We start from the raw sequence: 14,682 nt of genomic DNA, 5'->3' as shown, positions 1-14,682 counted from the left end.
GAGTGACCCTCTAAGCCGCCTGCTGTCCGCCGTCCAGCTCGAACCGCACGTCCACCACGCCTTCGACCGAACGCACGAGCCGCGCGGTGACCGGTACGAGGGCGGTGTCGGCCAGGAAGCCGCCGACGGTGGCCACTCCCTTGTCGACGGTGACCCGGAGCGAGACGGCGGCGTCGTGAGGGAGCAGGCGCAGCACATCGTGCCGTATCTCCTCGGCGATCTCCCCGTCCGGCCGCAGGAAGACCTTCAGCAGATCACCACGGCTGACGACTCCGGCCAGCCTGCTGTCGCCGTCCACGACCGGCAGCCGCTTCACGTGCTTCCGCGCCATGATGCGGGCCGCCTCGGCCACCTGCGCGTCCTCGTGGACACAGATGGCGGGGCTCGACATCAGTTCGTCCGCGGTGCGCCCGCCCGACTTGAACAGCTCCTCCATCCGCTCACGCGGCTCGAAGAGGCGCGGCCGGTGCTCGCGGTACTCCTCCTTGGGCAGCAGGTCGCCCTCGGAGACCACGCCGACGACCCTCGCGTCGCCCTCCAGGACGGGCAGGGCGCTCACACGCCACTCCTGCATGCTGTGGACGATCTCCTTGAAGGTGGCGAGCCGTCCCACCGCGACGACGGTACGGGTCATCACGTCGCTGACCGTGTTCGCGGTCACTCTCGGCGAGAGGTCACTCATAGCAGCTCCTGCCGCGAGCGCAGACGGGAGGCGATGTCGCGGCCCCATTCCCGTACCGCTTCGCGGTCCCGGAAGTCTCCGCCCATGTCCTCCCCGAGCATCTGCCCGGCGATCACTCCCCGCGCTCCCGACGCGAGCCGCCCCCCGAACGTGCGGTGCTCCTCGGCGCCGAGGCGTCTCGCGACCCGGGCAGCCTGGGGAGCGGGGGCCGCCTGACCCTCCATGGCGGAGGTGTCGAGGGGACCACTGCTGAAGAGCCAGACGGGCACACGGGCCAGCTGACGCTTGTGACGTCGGGCGAAGCGCCGCGCGTCCGGGCGCCAGAGGCCGAAGTAGAGGGCGGAGCCCAGCACGACGGCGTCGTACGGGGTGAGCTCCCGCACCTCGTCGGCGGGGGCCACGTCCGCTTCCAGCCCTCCGTCGCGGAGACCGTCGCCGATCCAGCCGGCGATGCCGGCCGTGGAGCCGCTCCTGCTGCTGTAGACGACGAGTACGCGCTGTCCGGCCATCGCTACGCCTTCCCTTGTCCCCCTCCAGAGTCGGACGCGGACCACACTGCTGCCTGTGCCGACAGGCCCCCGCGTGGGGGCCGAAGGTCCCGTGCGAGCAGTACGGAGGACGCTGCCGCTCGCCCCCTCCTCCGTCCGCCCGCCCGGCTACCCCCGCCGGCGCTACCCCCGGCGCTCTCCCTGCGGAACGACGACGACGGGGCAGTGCGCGTGGTGCAGGGCGGCGTGACTGACGGACCCCAGCAGCATGCCGGCGAACCCGCCCCGCCCCCGTCGCCCGACGACCAGCAGCCGCGCCTCCTTGCTCGCCTCGATGAGCCCTTCGCGCGTACGTCCGCGCAGCACCCGGTGCTCAACACCCACGTCGGGGAATCTCTCGCGCCATCCGGCCAGGGCCTCGGCCAGCAGACGCTCCTCACCTTCACGCAGCATGTCCGGCTCGTAGGTGAAGGGCATGGATCTCTTCTCCGGGGCGGAGAGAGGGGCGGTCCACTCGGACCACATGTGCGCGGCCACGAGTCCGCACCCGTGCAGCGAGGCCTGGCCGAACGCGAACCCGGTGGCGCCGCTGCCGGACGGGGAGCCGTCGACGCCCAGCACGACCGGGCCGGGCGGCGGCTGCAGGCCGCCGCGGGAGACCAGGAGAGGGCAGTGCGCGTGTGCGGCGAGGTGCTCTGCGACGGAGCCGAGGAGCAGCTCCGTGAAGCCGCCCGTCCCCCTGCCGCCGACGACGACCAGTGCTGCCGTCCGCGAGTGCTCCACCAGGACCGGGAGCGTCTCACCCGCGACGACTTCGCCCGAGACCGCGACTTCCGGGGCGAGGGCCCGCACACGTGAGACGGCCTCGGCCACGAGCTTCTCCGCCCGGTCGCGCGGGGCGGCGGCCCCGGGCGGGAGCGTGCCCGGCCCTGCCCGTGCCCCTTCCGGTGCTGGTGCTGTCCCCGCTGTCGCTGTCGCTGTCGCTGCCGGGGCCCCCGGCCCGACGGGTGCGGCGGGCGGTGGGGACAGCACGTGCACGACGGACAGTGCGACGCCGCGCAGCCGTGCTTCCTCGGCGGCCAGGTCCGTCGCGATCAGGCTGGACGGCGATCCGTCGACGCCCACGACCACGCCGTCCGTCATGGTCGTGGTCATGACCACGACCACGGCCGTCGCCGTGCGCGCCTCTCACGTGCTGCCCGTGCCGGGTATGCCGTGCTGCGCGCCGCCCGGCTGCCGCGGGTGCTCCGGTCACCGGTCTGTGCGTCCATGGGGCATCACCGCGTTTCGGGGCACGGAGAAGCGGAAGGTCCTCCTCCTTACGGTGGGGCGGCCCGGAGCGGGCCGCAACTCGGCCCACGGGCGGCGGCCCCGGGCCGTGCGGCGCGCGTCAGGACGCCGTGCCGGGGCTCTCCCGGAACGCCAGCAGCAGCCGCTCGGCGGCCAGCGAAGCCGGCAGCGTCCCCTCACGGACCTGCGCTTCGAGGTCCGGGGCGATCTCCTGGACGCGGGGGTGGCCGCGAAGGCCCGCCAGCAACTGGTCGCGGACCATGGACCACGTCCAGTCCACCTGCTGCTCGCGCCTCTTGCTCTCCAGCCGGCCGTGGGAGTCCAGGACGTGCCGGTGTGCCTCCAGCCGTTCCCACACGGTCTCCAGGCCCGTCTGTTCCCGGGCGCTGCACGTGAGCACCGGCGGTGTCCACAGCGCCTCGGGCGGTTGCAGCATCCGCAGCGCACCAGCGAGTTCGCGGGCGGCCGAGCGGGCGTCGCGCTCGTGCGGTCCGTCGGCCTTGTTGACGGCGACGACGTCCGCGAGTTCCAGCACGCCCTTCTTGATGCCCTGGAGCTGGTCGCCCGTACGGGCGAGCGTCAGCAGCAGGAAGGAGTCGACCATGTTCGCCACGGCGGTCTCCGACTGCCCCACTCCGACGGTCTCCACCAGCACCACGTCGTACCCGGCGGCCTCCATGACGACCATGGTCTCGCGCGTCGCCCTGGCCACCCCGCCCAGCGTGCCCGACGTCGGCGACGGCCGTACGAACGCCGACGGGTCGGCGGCCAGCCGCTCCATACGGGTCTTGTCCCCCAGGATCGAGCCGCCGGTGCGGCTGGAGGAGGGGTCGACCGCCAGGACGGCGACACGATGGCCCAGGCCCGTGAGCATGCTGCCGAGCGCGTCGATGAAGGTGGACTTGCCCACGCCCGGTACGCCGCTGATGCCGATACGGCAGGCCCTGCCCGCGTGCGGCAGCAGGTCGGTCAGGAGCCGCTGGGCGAGTTCGCGGTGTGCGGGCCGGGTCGACTCCACGAGAGTGATCGCGCGGGCGATCTGCGCCCGCGAGCCGTCCAGGACGCCCTTGGTGTAGCCGTCGGTGTCGATCTTCGGTGGCATGGCCTCACAACTCGTGGCCGAGGAGGCCGGCGAGCTTCTTCAGCAGTTCGCCGGCGGCGTCGGGGATGACAGTGCCGGGCGGGAAGACGGCGGTGGCGCCCATCTCGTGCAGCGCGTCCACGTCCTGCGGCGGGATGACGCCGCCCACGACGACCGTGATGTCCCCCCGGCCCTCCTCGGCGAGCGCTTCGCGCAGCGCCGGTACGAGCGTGAGGTGCCCGGCCGCCAGCGACGAGACGCCCACGATGTGGACGTCCGCCTCGACAGCCTGACGGGCGACCTCGGCGGGTGTCTGGAAGAGGGCGCCCACATCGACGTCGAAGCCGAGGTCGGCGAAGGCGGTGGCGATGACCTTCTGGCCCCGGTCGTGCCCGTCCTGGCCCATCTTCGCCACCAGGATGCGCGGACGGCGGCCCTCGGCCTCCTCGAACGCCTCGACCAGTTCCCGCGTGCGCTCCACGCCGGGTGAGGTTCCTGCCTCGTCTCGGTACACGCCGGAGATCGTACGGATCTGACCGGCGTGCCGGCCGTACACCCGCTCCAGGGCGTCGGAGATCTCGCCCACGGTGGCCTTCGCGCGGGCCGCGTCCACGGCGAGCGCCAGCAGGTTGCCCTCCGTCCCCGCGGAGCCGCCGCCCGCGCGGTGGCCCCTCTCGGCGGCGCCGCTCAGGGCACGCAGAGCGTCCTGGCAGGCGTCCTCGTCGCGTTCCTCGCGCAGCCGCCGCAGCTTCTCGGCCTGCTGGGCGCGGACGGAGGAGTTGTCGACCTTCAGCACATCGATCTTCTCGTCGGCGGCGACCCGGTACTTGTTCACGCCGATGAGGGACTGGCGTCCGGAGTCGATGCGCGCCTGGGTGCGGGCCGCGGCCTCCTCGACGCGCAGCTTCGGGATGCCCGCGTCGATGGCCTTGGCCATGCCGCCGGCAGCCTCGACCTCCTCGATGTGCTGCCAGGCGCGGCGCGCCAGGTCGTGCGTGAGGCGCTCGACGTACGCGCTGCCGCCCCACGGGTCGATGACGCGGCCGGTGCCGGACTCCTGCTGGAGCAGCAGCTGGGTGTTGCGGGCGATGCGGGCCGAGAAGTCGGTGGGCAGCGCCAGGGCCTCGTCGAGCGCGTTGGTGTGCAGGGACTGCGTGTGCCCCTGGGTCGCCGCCATGGCCTCCACGCAGGTGCGGGCGACGTTGTTGTAGACGTCCTGTGCCGTCAGCGACCAGCCGGAGGTCTGGCAGTGGGTGCGCAGCGAGAGCGACTTGGCGTTCTTCGGGTCGAACCCGCGCACCAGCTTCGCCCACAGCAGCCGTCCCGCGCGCAGCTTCGCGATCTCCATGAAGAAGTTCATGCCGATCGCCCAGAAGAACGACAGGCGCGGTGCGAAGGCGTCCACGTCGAGACCGGCGTCCAGCCCGGCCCGCAGGTACTCCACGCCGTCGGCGAGGGTGTAGGCCAGCTCCAGGTCGGCCGTGGCTCCCGCTTCCTGTATGTGGTAGCCGGAGATGGAGATGGAGTTGTAGCGCGGCATCCTCTGCGAGGTGTACGCGAAGATGTCGGAGATGATCCGCATCGAGGGCTGCGGCGGATAGATGTAGGTGTTGCGGACCATGAACTCCTTGAGGATGTCGTTCTGAATGGTCCCGGCCAGCTTCTCGGGCGGTACGCCCTGCTCCTCGGCGGCCACGATGTACAGCGCCAGCACGGGCAGCACCGCGCCGTTCATCGTCATCGACACGCTCATCTTCTCCAGCGGGATGCCGTCGAAGAGCTGCCGCATGTCGTAGATCGAGTCGATGGCGACGCCCGCCATGCCCACATCGCCGGTCACGCGCGGGTGATCGCTGTCGTAGCCGCGGTGCGTGGGCAGGTCGAAGGCGACGGAGAGGCCCTTCTGCCCGGCCGCCAGGTTGCGCCGGTAGAAGGCGTTGGACTCCTCGGCCGTGGAGAAGCCCGCGTACTGGCGGATCGTCCAGGGCTGGTTGACGTACATCGTGGGGTAGGGGCCCCGCAGGTACGGCGCGATGCCCGGGTAGGTCCCCAGGAAGTCCAGCCCCTCCAGGTCACGGGAGGCGTAGAGCGGTTTGACCGCGATGCCCTCGGGCGTCTCCCACACCAGATCCTCGTCGCCCTTGCCGGTGCTCTCCTGGACGGCCGACTGCCAGGCCGCGTACGCCCCTTCGCGGGTCTCCGGCTCTCCCGGCCCCTCCAGTGCGATGTCCGAGAAATCCGGGACAGCACCCTGCCGCTGTGCACCGCCCTGCATCACGCCACTCCCAAATGGTCGAGGACGAAGGAGAGCTGGGCGGCCACGTCGCCGCCCCCGTGGACGAACTCCCCGACTCCGGCCCGTTCGTAGGCTTCCCGTTCTTCAGTGCCGGGGTTCCCCGCGAGGAGGACCCGGTTCGCCCCGGCCGCCCTCAGGGCCTCCGCGACGCCCTCGGCCTGCTCGGCGTACAGCTTGTCGCTGGAGCACAGGCAGGCCACCTGCGCCCCGCTGCGCGTGAACGCCCCGGCGGCCGACGTCTCGTCCACGGAGACCGGCTCGTGCACCGGCTCGATGCCTCCGGCCTGGAAGAGGTTGGAGGCGAAGCCCACCCGGGCCGTGTGCGCCGCCGCGGGGCCGAGGGCGGCGAGGAAGACGCGCGGACGGGCACCCGTCGCGGCCAGATGCGCGTCGGAGCGCGCCCTCAGTCTCTCGAACGCCTCGTCACGCCGCACCCTGGGCAGACCGCCGCCGGGCGGCTCCGGCGCCGCCTCGCGCTCGACCGGTTCCTCCGCCAGGTCGGGGAACTCGCTGACCCCCGTGACGGGTTCGCGCCGGTGCGCCAGGTCGGCGCTGCGCCGCTCCCAGGACGAGGCGATCCGCCCGGCCACCAGGCCGGAGCGCAGCGCGGCGGCATGGCCGCCGGAGCGTTCGATCTCCTGGAAGAAGTCCCAGGCCGCGTGGGCCAGTTCGTCCGTCAGCCGCTCGACGTACCAGGAGCCGCCCGCGGGGTCGGTCACCTGGGCGAGATGGGACTCCTCCAGCAGGACGGAGGAGGTGTTGCGGGCGATGCGCCGCGCGAAGGCGTCGGGGAGGCCGAGAGCGTCGTCGAAGGGCAGGACGGTCACGGCGTCCGCTCCGCCGACTCCCGCCGCCAGGGCGGCGACCGTGGTGCGCAGCATGTTCACCCAGGGATCGCGGCGGGCCATCATCACCGGCGAGGTCACCGCGTGCTGGCGCTGCGCGGCGGCGCCGGAGGTGACGGAGCAGACCTGGGCGACGCGGGCCCAGAGGCGGCGCGCGGCACGCAGCTTCGCGATCGTGAGGAACTGGTCGGCGGTGGCCGCGTACCGGAACTCCAGCTGGGCGCAGGCCGCTTCGGGGCTCAGCCCCGCGTCCGTCAGCTCGCGGAGAGCGGCGACGCCGGCGGCGAGTGAGCAGCCCAGCTCCTGCGCGGGGGAGGCGCCTGCCTCATGGTGGGGGAGCGCGTCGACGGTGAGCGCGCGCAGGTGCGGGTGGTCACGGTCGCAGGTGACGGCCAGGCGGGCCGCGCGGGCCCACTGCCCGTCCAGGTCCGAGTCGTCGCCGGTACGGGCGAGATGTCCGAGCGGGTCGGCACCGAGGTTGCCGAGAGCGGCGTCGGGCGGGACGGAACGCCGCTCGTACAGGCGCATCAACTCCGCGGCGGCGGCGTCGAATTCGGCACCCGCGTCGAGTACGACCGGGGCGAGGTCGAGATGGACGCCTTCGAGGGCCGCGGGAAGGTCCCGCACGGGCACGCCCGCGGCTCCGGCCGTCAGCCATACGGAGGTGACGCCGTTCTCGAGGTCCGCGAGGATCTCCTCGTTGCACCGCTTCGCGTCCGGCTGCCGGTGGCGCTGGCGTACGTCCCAGCCGGTGAGCGTGTTCCCCTCCGGCTTAGCACCGCGCACGAACGGCGGAGCGCCCGGGAAGCCGGGGTCGCCGGTGCTGTCGGAGGCCGTGTAGAGGGGCCGGGCGGTGAGCCCGTCCTCCAGCGCGGTGGAGAGCGCCTCCTCGGCCGCGGCGCCCGAGGCCTCCGGCGCGCCGGTCTTGCGCAGCACGCCTTCCACGAGGCGCTGCCACTCCTCGCGGCTCGCGTCGGGGAAGTCGGCGGCGAGGGAGAACTCGTCGTCAGGCAGGACCGTCATGACCCAAGGCTAGGCGAGCGGCCGCTTGGTCGGCAGCGCCGCCGACTGTGACCTTGGACGCGTAGGCGCCCTGCCCGCAGGCCCCCGCGGCCCGGACGGCGGGCGTGTCGCAGAGCCCTTCGAGCAGGAGTTTCCGCGAGCAGAGCCCTGCGAGCCGGGCTCTTCGAGCCGGGTTCCGCGGGGGAGTTGTCACAGTGTGGCGTCGGGCCAGCCGAACGCCGCCTGCGTCTTCCGGGGCAGCGGCCCGGCGCCCACGCCCTGCAGGTCCCGGTCGGCCACCCGCATCAGCTGCCGGCCCAGTTCGGCCATCGCCCGGCTGGCGGCGAGCTCGTCGCCGATCGTCGGTATGTCCACGTCCTGAGGGTTGCAGCGGGCGATTCCTCTGGCCGTGAGCGTGGTGGAGTCGGTGTCCAGGACCGCGCGTGCGGTCGTGGTGCCCTCCTCCTCCTGGATGAAGATCCGTACGTTCCAGTCGCGTGTGGTCGCCATGGTGTCCTCCTCGGTCGTGTGCGGGTGTGCGGGTGTGCGGGTGTGCGGGTGCGCGGGTGTGCCCGCGGTGTGCGCTCAGACCTTCTCCTTGGGGAGAACCTCCTGTTCGATGCGGTGGCGGACCTGCTCGCTCAGTGCCCTCAACTGCTCGGAGAACCGCGGACGGGGAGCCACCGGATCGCTGACGCGCCGTGCCGCGGGCGGCAGTTGAGCCACTTCTGCGGCGAACCGCTCCCGCGCCTGGCGCAGCGGCGGACGCGGGCTCACGCGCACGCCGTCGCGCATCACGGGCCGCAGCAGGGGCCGTTGCCCCGTCCCTGGCGGTTCGTCCTTGAGCGCGATCACGTCGGTGTCCCCGTACGCGCCGTGGCTGCGGAAGACCTGCTTCTGGCCGGGAGCGGTGACCTTCTTCGAGGAGAGCTTCATCACGGGGCGGCCGTCGTAGGCGACCAGCTTGTACGCGGAGTCCAGGTAGGGGGCGTCGGCGGAGACCCCGACCCGGGTGCCCACGGCGTAGACGTCGATCGGGGCTCCGGCGCGTACGAGCCGGTCGACGCCCGTCTCGTCGAGTCCGCCGCTCGCGACGATCTGCACGTCCGGCAGGCCGGCCGCGTCCAGGATGCCGCGAGAGCGCACCGCCAGCTCCCCCAGGTCCCCGCTGTCCAGGCGGATCGCCGAACCGTGGCCCAGCCGCAGGGAGTTCAGTACGCGCGCCGCCGTGCGGACGCCTTCCTCCGTGTCGTAGGTGTCCACCAGGAACGTCACCGGGCCCGGGTGCGCACGGGCGAACGCGTTGAAGGCCGCTTCCTCGGACCCGAAGGCCTCCACGTAGGAGTGGGCCATCGTCCCCACGGCGGGCAGGCCGAGTGCTGCTGCCGCCGCCACGTTGCTCGTCCCCGAGAACCCCACGAGCGCGCCGAGACGGGCCGCGTCGTACCCGGCCTGCGGCCCGTGCGTGCGGCGCAGCGAGAAGTCCACGACGGGGTGGCCCGCCGCCGCCAGCACACACCGTGCCGCCTTCGAGGCGACCGCCGTGTGATGGCTGAGCAGATTCAGTACGTAGGTCTCCACCAGCTGCGCCACCGGCATCGGCGCGGTGATCTCCAGCAGCGGTTCGCCCGCGAAGACGAGGCTGCCCTCGGGAACGGCGCGTACCTCACCGTGGAACTCCGTGCCCAGCAGCGGCACCAGATCGCGCGGAGGCCGCCCGAGCACCGACGCGAAGGCGTCGACGTCCTCCGGGCCGACGCGGTAGTCCGCCAGGTAGTCCAGGGCCGGTTCGAGCCCCGCGGCGACGAGGAAGCCCCGGCCTGGCGGCAGATCCCGTACGAAGAGGCTGAAGGTCGCCGGGCCGGTCATCCCCTCGCGCACGTACGACATCGCCATCGTCAGCTCGTACAGGTCTGTCGTCCTCGCTTCGGACATCGAAGTGCACCTCCTGAGTCCCGGGTGCCGGACGGTTCACGGCCCGGCCCCGGCGGGGGTCAGCCGTACGGAACGACGGCGACGGGTGTGCGTGCGTGATGGAGGACGGCGTGGTCCACGGGGCCCAGATGCGTACCGATGCGGGAGTGCCGGTTGCGTCGTCCGATCACGAGCAGCGACGCCTGTGCCGCGGCCTCCACCAGCAGCCTGGAGGGATGCCCGATCTCCGCCTCCGCGTGCACCTTGATGTCGGGGTGGCGCTCCTGCCACGGGCGAAGGGCGTCGGCCAGCGCCTTGTTCTGCGCGGCGAGCATCTCGCGGGTCATGGACGGGGGGACGGGGAAGGGCCGTACACCGTAGGTCGGGGGGAGGTCCCAGGCGTGCAGGACGCGCAGCGCCGACGAATGGCGTGCGGCGGAGTCGAAGGCGAAGCCGATGAGTTCGTCGCACGGCCGCTCCAGGTCGAGGCCGAGGACGATGTCGCCCTCCGGGCCCGTGGCGGTCTCCATGGCCGCTTCCATGGCGGCCTTCGAGGCGGCATCCGAGGCGGCGAGGGGCTCTCCTGCCGGCCCCTGGCCCGGCCCCTGTCCGTCGGCGGGACGGGCGCGTACGAGGACGACGGGGCACGCGGAGTGGGCCACGGTGGGCATGGCCGTGGAACCGACGATGAAGCCGAGGAGGGGGCTCAGACCGCGGGAGCCGAGCACGAGCAGGTCCGTCCCGGAGGAGAGGTCGGCCAGCACATGCGCGGGCCGTCCCGAGGTCAGCTCCACGTCGGTGTGCAGGTCCGGGGCACGCCGGTTGAGTTCGTCGAGGGCCTGCTCGGTGACTGTCCGCGCCCACTCGCGTTCGACGTCCTCGTCGGCGAGCGGCGAGTAGGGGTAGGAGCCGGTGTCACGGACCTGGACCAGCTGCAGCGGGACGCCGCGTGCCAGCGCCTCACGAGCCGCCCAGGCGACGGCGGCGAAGCTTTCGCGTGTGCCGTCGAGTCCCACGGTGACGGACTGGAACATCGCGTCTCCCTCCGCGTCCTGCCTCCCGGGTCCGCCGCCGGCCGTCCTGGAAAGGACCCTGACCGGCCGCCCTGCGCAGGCTCCCGGGCAGGTGTCCGGCGGCGGAAGCGGGGCTTCTCACTGCCAGCGTCCCGCTCCCGCGCGGCGGCGCCGAGGCCCGGGGGGACCCGATGCGGGGGCCGAACGTCCCCGGCCGCGCGGTGCGGTGCGGTGGGCCGCGGGGCCCGTCGGTCCGCGTCCCGGGGCCGGGCGGCCCAAGCGAGGCGCCGTGGTGCCGGGCCAGCCTGGAGCCAGGCGGGGGTGCGCACCGGTCAGCAGGGTGCGGTGCCGGACCCGAAGCCGCGAGCGGCGGGAGGAGACGACCATGAAGGCGCTTGTCTTCCACGAACCCGGAAGGTCCGCCTGGGAGAGCGTCCCGGAGCCGGAGATCCAGGACGCCGCGGACGTGATCGTCCGTGTGGAGACCACCACCATCTGCGGCACCGACCTGCACATCCTGGGCGGTGACGTACCGGAGGTGGCCTCCGGCACGGTGCTCGGTCACGAGGCCGTCGGCGAAGTGGTCGAGGCGGGCTCGGAGGTACGCACGGTGCTCCCCGGTGACCGGGTGCTGGTCTCGTGCATCTCCGCATGCGGGCTGTGCCGCTTCTGCCGGGACGGGTTGTACGGACAGTGCCGCGGCGGAGGGGGCTGGCTGCTGGGGCACCTCATCGACGGCACGCAGGCCGAGTATGTGCGGGTGCCGTTCGCCGATCACTCGGTGCACCAGCTTCCCGGCGGTATCGAAGGGCAGGACGCCGTGCTGTTCGCCGACATCTACCCCACCGGCTACGAGGTGGGAGTCCTCAACGGTGAAGTGCACCCCGGGGACACGGTCGTCGTGGTGGGCACCGGCCCCATCGGGCTCGCTGCGATCGCCACGGCACGGCTCTACTCGCCCGACAGGATCGTGGCCGTCGACCGCGCGCCCGGCAGGCTGGAGTCGGCCGCCCGGCTCGGTGCCGACGCCAGGGTGCTCTCCTCGGACCGGCCCGAACAGTTCGTCGCCGACCTCACCGACGGCATCGGCGCGGACGTGACCATCGAGGCGGTCGGCACGCCGGAGACGTTCGAGATGTGCACCCGCATGGTGCGTCCCGGCGGTCACGTCGCCAACATCGGCGTGCACGGCAAGCCGGCCGCGCTCCACCTGGAAGACCTGTGGATCAAGGATGTGACGATCCGTACGGGCCTGGTGGACACCTCCTCGACGCCGATGCTGCTGGGCCTGCTCGCTGCCGGGCGGCTGCCCACCTCGCCACTGGTCACGCACACGTTCGAGCTGGGCGCGATGGAGGAGGCGTACGACGTCTTCGCGGGCGCCGCCGACACCGGCGCGCTGAAGGTCGCGCTCAAGGGCGAGCAGGTCTACCGGCCGGACAGTTCCTCGCTCGTCACCGTCGCCGGCTGACCGGCCGCTGAGCACAGCACACCGGGACGTCAGTCCTGCGTGTGCTCCGGCGGGGTCTGCTCTTCCGCGCGGGGAGTTCGGGGGAATTCGCCGGGAGGAGTTCGCCGTGAGGGTTGCGCCGGGGTGTCACACCCCCGGCGCACGGTCACTCGCACCCGCAGAGCAGCGGACCAACCGGACCCGGAGGCAGACCCATGCGCTACGAGGAGTTCACCGGTCAGGTGCAGGCACGTGCCGCACTGGGGAGCCGGCAGGCGGCGGAGGCGTCCGTGCGCGCCACGCTGGAGACCGTCGCGGAGCGGGTGCCGGACGGAGTCGCCGACCATCTGGCCGCACAGCTTCCCCACGAGGCGGCCGAACCGCTGCGCCGGGCCGTCGCCGTGCACGAGGCGGCACCGCACGAGCGGGCCGAGGCACGGGAGCGCGGAGAGCTGTTCGACCTGTCCGTCTTCGCCGGACGGGTCGCCTGGCGGGCCGAGACCTCCGAGGAGGAGGCCCTGCGCCGGGCCGCGGCCGTCATGGACGTCCTCGATGCGGCGGTCGCGCCGGAGCTCATGCGGAAACTGGAGAGCGCGCTGCCCCCGGACATCAGGGAAGTCCTCCCGTCCGGGCGCACGCAGGACGGACAGCGCACGTGAGGGGCGGGGCGAGCGGTGCGGACCGTACCGGGCTGCGTGTGGTGGTCGTCGGCGCCACCGGCAACGCCGGAACGAGCGTCGTCCAGGCCCTGGCCGACGACGAGCGGGTGGAATCCGTCCTCGGGCTCGCCCGCCGCGTACCGGGCTGGTCACCGGCGAAGACGAGCTGGGCGAGCGTCGACGTCGCGCCGCCGGACGGCCGGGACGACCGGGACGGCCGGGACGGCCCCGGGCTGAGCGGCGTCGCCGGGGAGGACGTCCTGACCGGGCTCTTCCGAGGGGCGGACGCAGTCGTCCACCTGGCGTGGCTCTTCCAGCCCACCCACCGGCCCCGGACGACGTGGCACACCAACGTGCTCGGCAGCCTCAGGGTCTTCCGAGCCGTGGCGGAGGCCGGAGTGCCCGCGCTCGTGCACGCTTCGTCCGTCGGCGCGTACTCGCCGGGGCCGAAGGACCGGCGGGTGGACGAGAGCTGGCCGACGCACGGCTGGCCGGAGGCCGCGTACTGCCGTGAGAAGTCCTATCTCGAACGGGCCCTGGACAGCTACGAACGCGAGCACCCCGCGATCCGCGTCGTGCGCATGCGGCCGGGGTTCCTCTTCAAGGAAGCCGCGGCGAGCGAGCAGCGCCGGCTGTTCGCCGGACCGCTTCTTCCGCAGCGGCTGGTCCGTCCCGGCCTCGTGCCGCTCGTGCCGGATCTTCCCGGGCTGAGCATGCAGACACTGCACACCGACGACGCCGCCCAGGCGTTCCGGCTGGCCGCCACCGGCGACGCGCGGGGCGCCTTCAACCTCGCGGCCGACCCTGTCGTCGACGCCGAGGTGCTCGCCCGGCTGCTGGACGCCCGTGTCGTACGGATGCCGCTGCGGCCCCTGCGTACGGCCCTGGCAGCCGGATGGCACTCCCATCTGCTGCCGGCGTCACCGCAGCTCTTCGACGCGGTGCTGCGGCTGCCGCTGATGGACGACCGCAGAGCGAGGCAGGAGCTGGGCTGGTCACCGCGGTGGACGGCCGAGGAGGCGGTCGGAGCCTTCCTGACGGGCCTGCGGAACGTGGCCGGGATGGACACTCCCACGCTGACGCGACGGCTGCCGGGCGGCGGCCGTCTGCGCGAGCTGCGCACGGGGGTCGGCGAACGTCCGTGAGGGCGTACGTCCGTGAACGGCGCACGTTCCAGGTGCGGGCGCCCGCTCCCCACCCGTCACGGGAGACCCCTCACGGGAGGGCGCCGGCGACGGAACGGGAGTGAGGACCCGGCACAGCGCGAACTCAGCGCGAGAGCACGCCGTCCCTCGGGGTGCCGAACCGGTGGGCGAGGTGATTCCGTACCTCGACCACTCCGTCCACCCCCCGGACCAGCCGCTCCACGACGGGGAGCAGCTCCCGGTGGTCCACGATGCCCTGGAGGGTCACGCGTCCGTCGTTGACCGTGACCGTCACCTGGGAGGGGCCCAGGCCCAGGGTGCGGTCCAGCACGTCGGTCGCGATCTCCTTGCGTACCGCGTGGTCACGGCGCAGGAAGACCCGCAGCAGGTCCGCCCTGCCGAGGAAGCCGACGAGCCGGTCGGCGTCGTCCACCACGGGCAGCCGCTTGACCCGGCGGCGCTCCATCGTCCGCGCGGCCTCCACGACCGTCCAGTCGGGGTGCGCCGTGACAGCGGGGCTCGTCATCACCTCGCCCGCGGTCGCGGCGTCGCGCTTCGCGCGGTTGCCGGGTCCGGGCGCCCGCCGCCGCGGCGGGGGGTCCGGGACGGCGGCGTCCGCGGGGGCGTGCCGGCGCGGCTCGTTGCGCCGCAGGTCGCTCGCCGAGACGACACCCACGGGGCACTCGAAATCGTCGACCACAGGGACGGCGCTGACGTCCTGCTGCCTGAGCAGCTCCGCGACGTCCTCGACAGCCGTGCCGCGGTGGACCCGTATGCCCGGCCTCGTCATCAGGTCGTCGACGCTCCGGTACGGCAT

13 protein-coding genes are annotated in these 14,682 nt (G+C 73.0%); 3 read left to right on the top strand and 10 right to left on the bottom strand.

Annotated features, from left to right (window positions below):
* Window positions 1–10: 10 nt before the first annotated feature.
* The 9 genes from H343_RS0101280 to H343_RS0101240 all read right to left on the bottom strand — a co-directional run bounded on the left by H343_RS0101280 (window position 11) and on the right by H343_RS0101240 (window position 10,632).
* Window positions 11–682: a CBS domain-containing protein gene (locus H343_RS0101280; protein WP_028429663.1), complete on the bottom strand. Its 672-nt coding sequence runs from the start codon at window positions 680–682 to the stop codon at window positions 11–13.
* Entirely contained in the window at window positions 679–1,191 is a 513-nt protein-coding gene (locus H343_RS0101275) for a flavodoxin domain-containing protein (protein ID WP_028429662.1), read from the bottom strand. The genes H343_RS0101280 and H343_RS0101275 overlap by 4 nt, the downstream gene beginning before the upstream one ends.
* A gap of 162 nt (window positions 1,192–1,353) precedes the next feature.
* A complete protein-coding gene (locus H343_RS0101270) occupies window positions 1,354–2,325 on the bottom strand; it encodes a universal stress protein (RefSeq protein ID WP_486586740.1) in 972 nt (323 codons plus the stop codon).
* 235 nt (window positions 2,326–2,560) lie between these two features.
* The gene (gene meaB / locus H343_RS0101265) at window positions 2,561–3,562 is read right to left on the bottom strand and encodes a methylmalonyl Co-A mutase-associated GTPase MeaB (RefSeq protein WP_028429660.1); all 1,002 of its coding nucleotides are present in this window, start codon (window positions 3,560–3,562) and stop codon (window positions 2,561–2,563) included.
* Window positions 3,563–3,566: 4 nt separating this feature from the next.
* Window positions 3,567–5,816, bottom strand: coding sequence for a methylmalonyl-CoA mutase (gene scpA / locus H343_RS0101260; protein WP_028429659.1), 2,250 nt, complete (start codon window positions 5,814–5,816; stop codon window positions 3,567–3,569).
* On the bottom strand, window positions 5,816–7,705 hold the full coding sequence (locus H343_RS0101255; protein ID WP_028429658.1) for a methylmalonyl-CoA mutase subunit beta: 1,890 nt from the start codon (window positions 7,703–7,705) through the stop codon (window positions 5,816–5,818). Before H343_RS0101255 ends, scpA begins: the two co-directional genes overlap by 1 nt.
* Window positions 7,706–7,894: 189 nt before the next feature.
* Entirely contained in the window at window positions 7,895–8,194 is a 300-nt protein-coding gene (locus H343_RS0101250) for a DUF1876 domain-containing protein (protein WP_028429657.1), read from the bottom strand.
* Between the two features lie 75 nt (window positions 8,195–8,269).
* Window positions 8,270–9,619, bottom strand: a complete 1,350-nt coding sequence (locus H343_RS0101245; RefSeq protein ID WP_028429656.1) for a nicotinate phosphoribosyltransferase — start codon at window positions 9,617–9,619, stop codon at window positions 8,270–8,272.
* 59 nt (window positions 9,620–9,678) lie between these two features.
* A complete protein-coding gene (locus H343_RS0101240) occupies window positions 9,679–10,632 on the bottom strand; it encodes a universal stress protein (RefSeq protein WP_028429655.1) in 954 nt (317 codons plus the stop codon).
* 364 nt (window positions 10,633–10,996) lie between these two features.
* On the opposite strand from H343_RS0101240, the gene H343_RS0101235 reads away from it, so the two are divergent.
* The 3 genes from H343_RS0101235 (at window position 10,997) to H343_RS0101225 (ending at window position 13,865) form a co-directional block, all read left to right on the top strand.
* On the top strand, window positions 10,997–12,082 hold the full coding sequence (locus H343_RS0101235) for an alcohol dehydrogenase catalytic domain-containing protein (RefSeq protein WP_028429654.1): 1,086 nt from the start codon (window positions 10,997–10,999) through the stop codon (window positions 12,080–12,082).
* Between the two features lie 194 nt (window positions 12,083–12,276).
* Window positions 12,277–12,720 carry a DUF2267 domain-containing protein gene (locus H343_RS0101230; protein ID WP_028429653.1) on the top strand — a complete coding sequence of 148 codons (444 nt, stop codon included), beginning with the start codon at window positions 12,277–12,279 and terminating at the stop codon, window positions 12,718–12,720.
* The gene (locus tag H343_RS0101225) at window positions 12,717–13,865 is read left to right on the top strand and encodes an NAD-dependent epimerase/dehydratase family protein (protein ID WP_486586739.1); all 1,149 of its coding nucleotides are present in this window, start codon (window positions 12,717–12,719) and stop codon (window positions 13,863–13,865) included. The genes H343_RS0101230 and H343_RS0101225 overlap by 4 nt, the downstream gene beginning before the upstream one ends.
* Window positions 13,866–13,989: 124 nt before the next feature.
* On the opposite strand, the gene H343_RS0101220 is transcribed toward H343_RS0101225, so the two are convergent.
* Window positions 13,990–14,682 carry a CBS domain-containing protein gene (locus tag H343_RS0101220; RefSeq protein ID WP_028429651.1) on the bottom strand — a complete coding sequence of 231 codons (693 nt, stop codon included), beginning with the start codon at window positions 14,680–14,682 and terminating at the stop codon, window positions 13,990–13,992.

It is taken from the genome of Streptomyces sp. TAA204, assembly GCF_000424965.1.
This window is presented reverse-complemented; position numbering and strand designations above follow the sequence as displayed.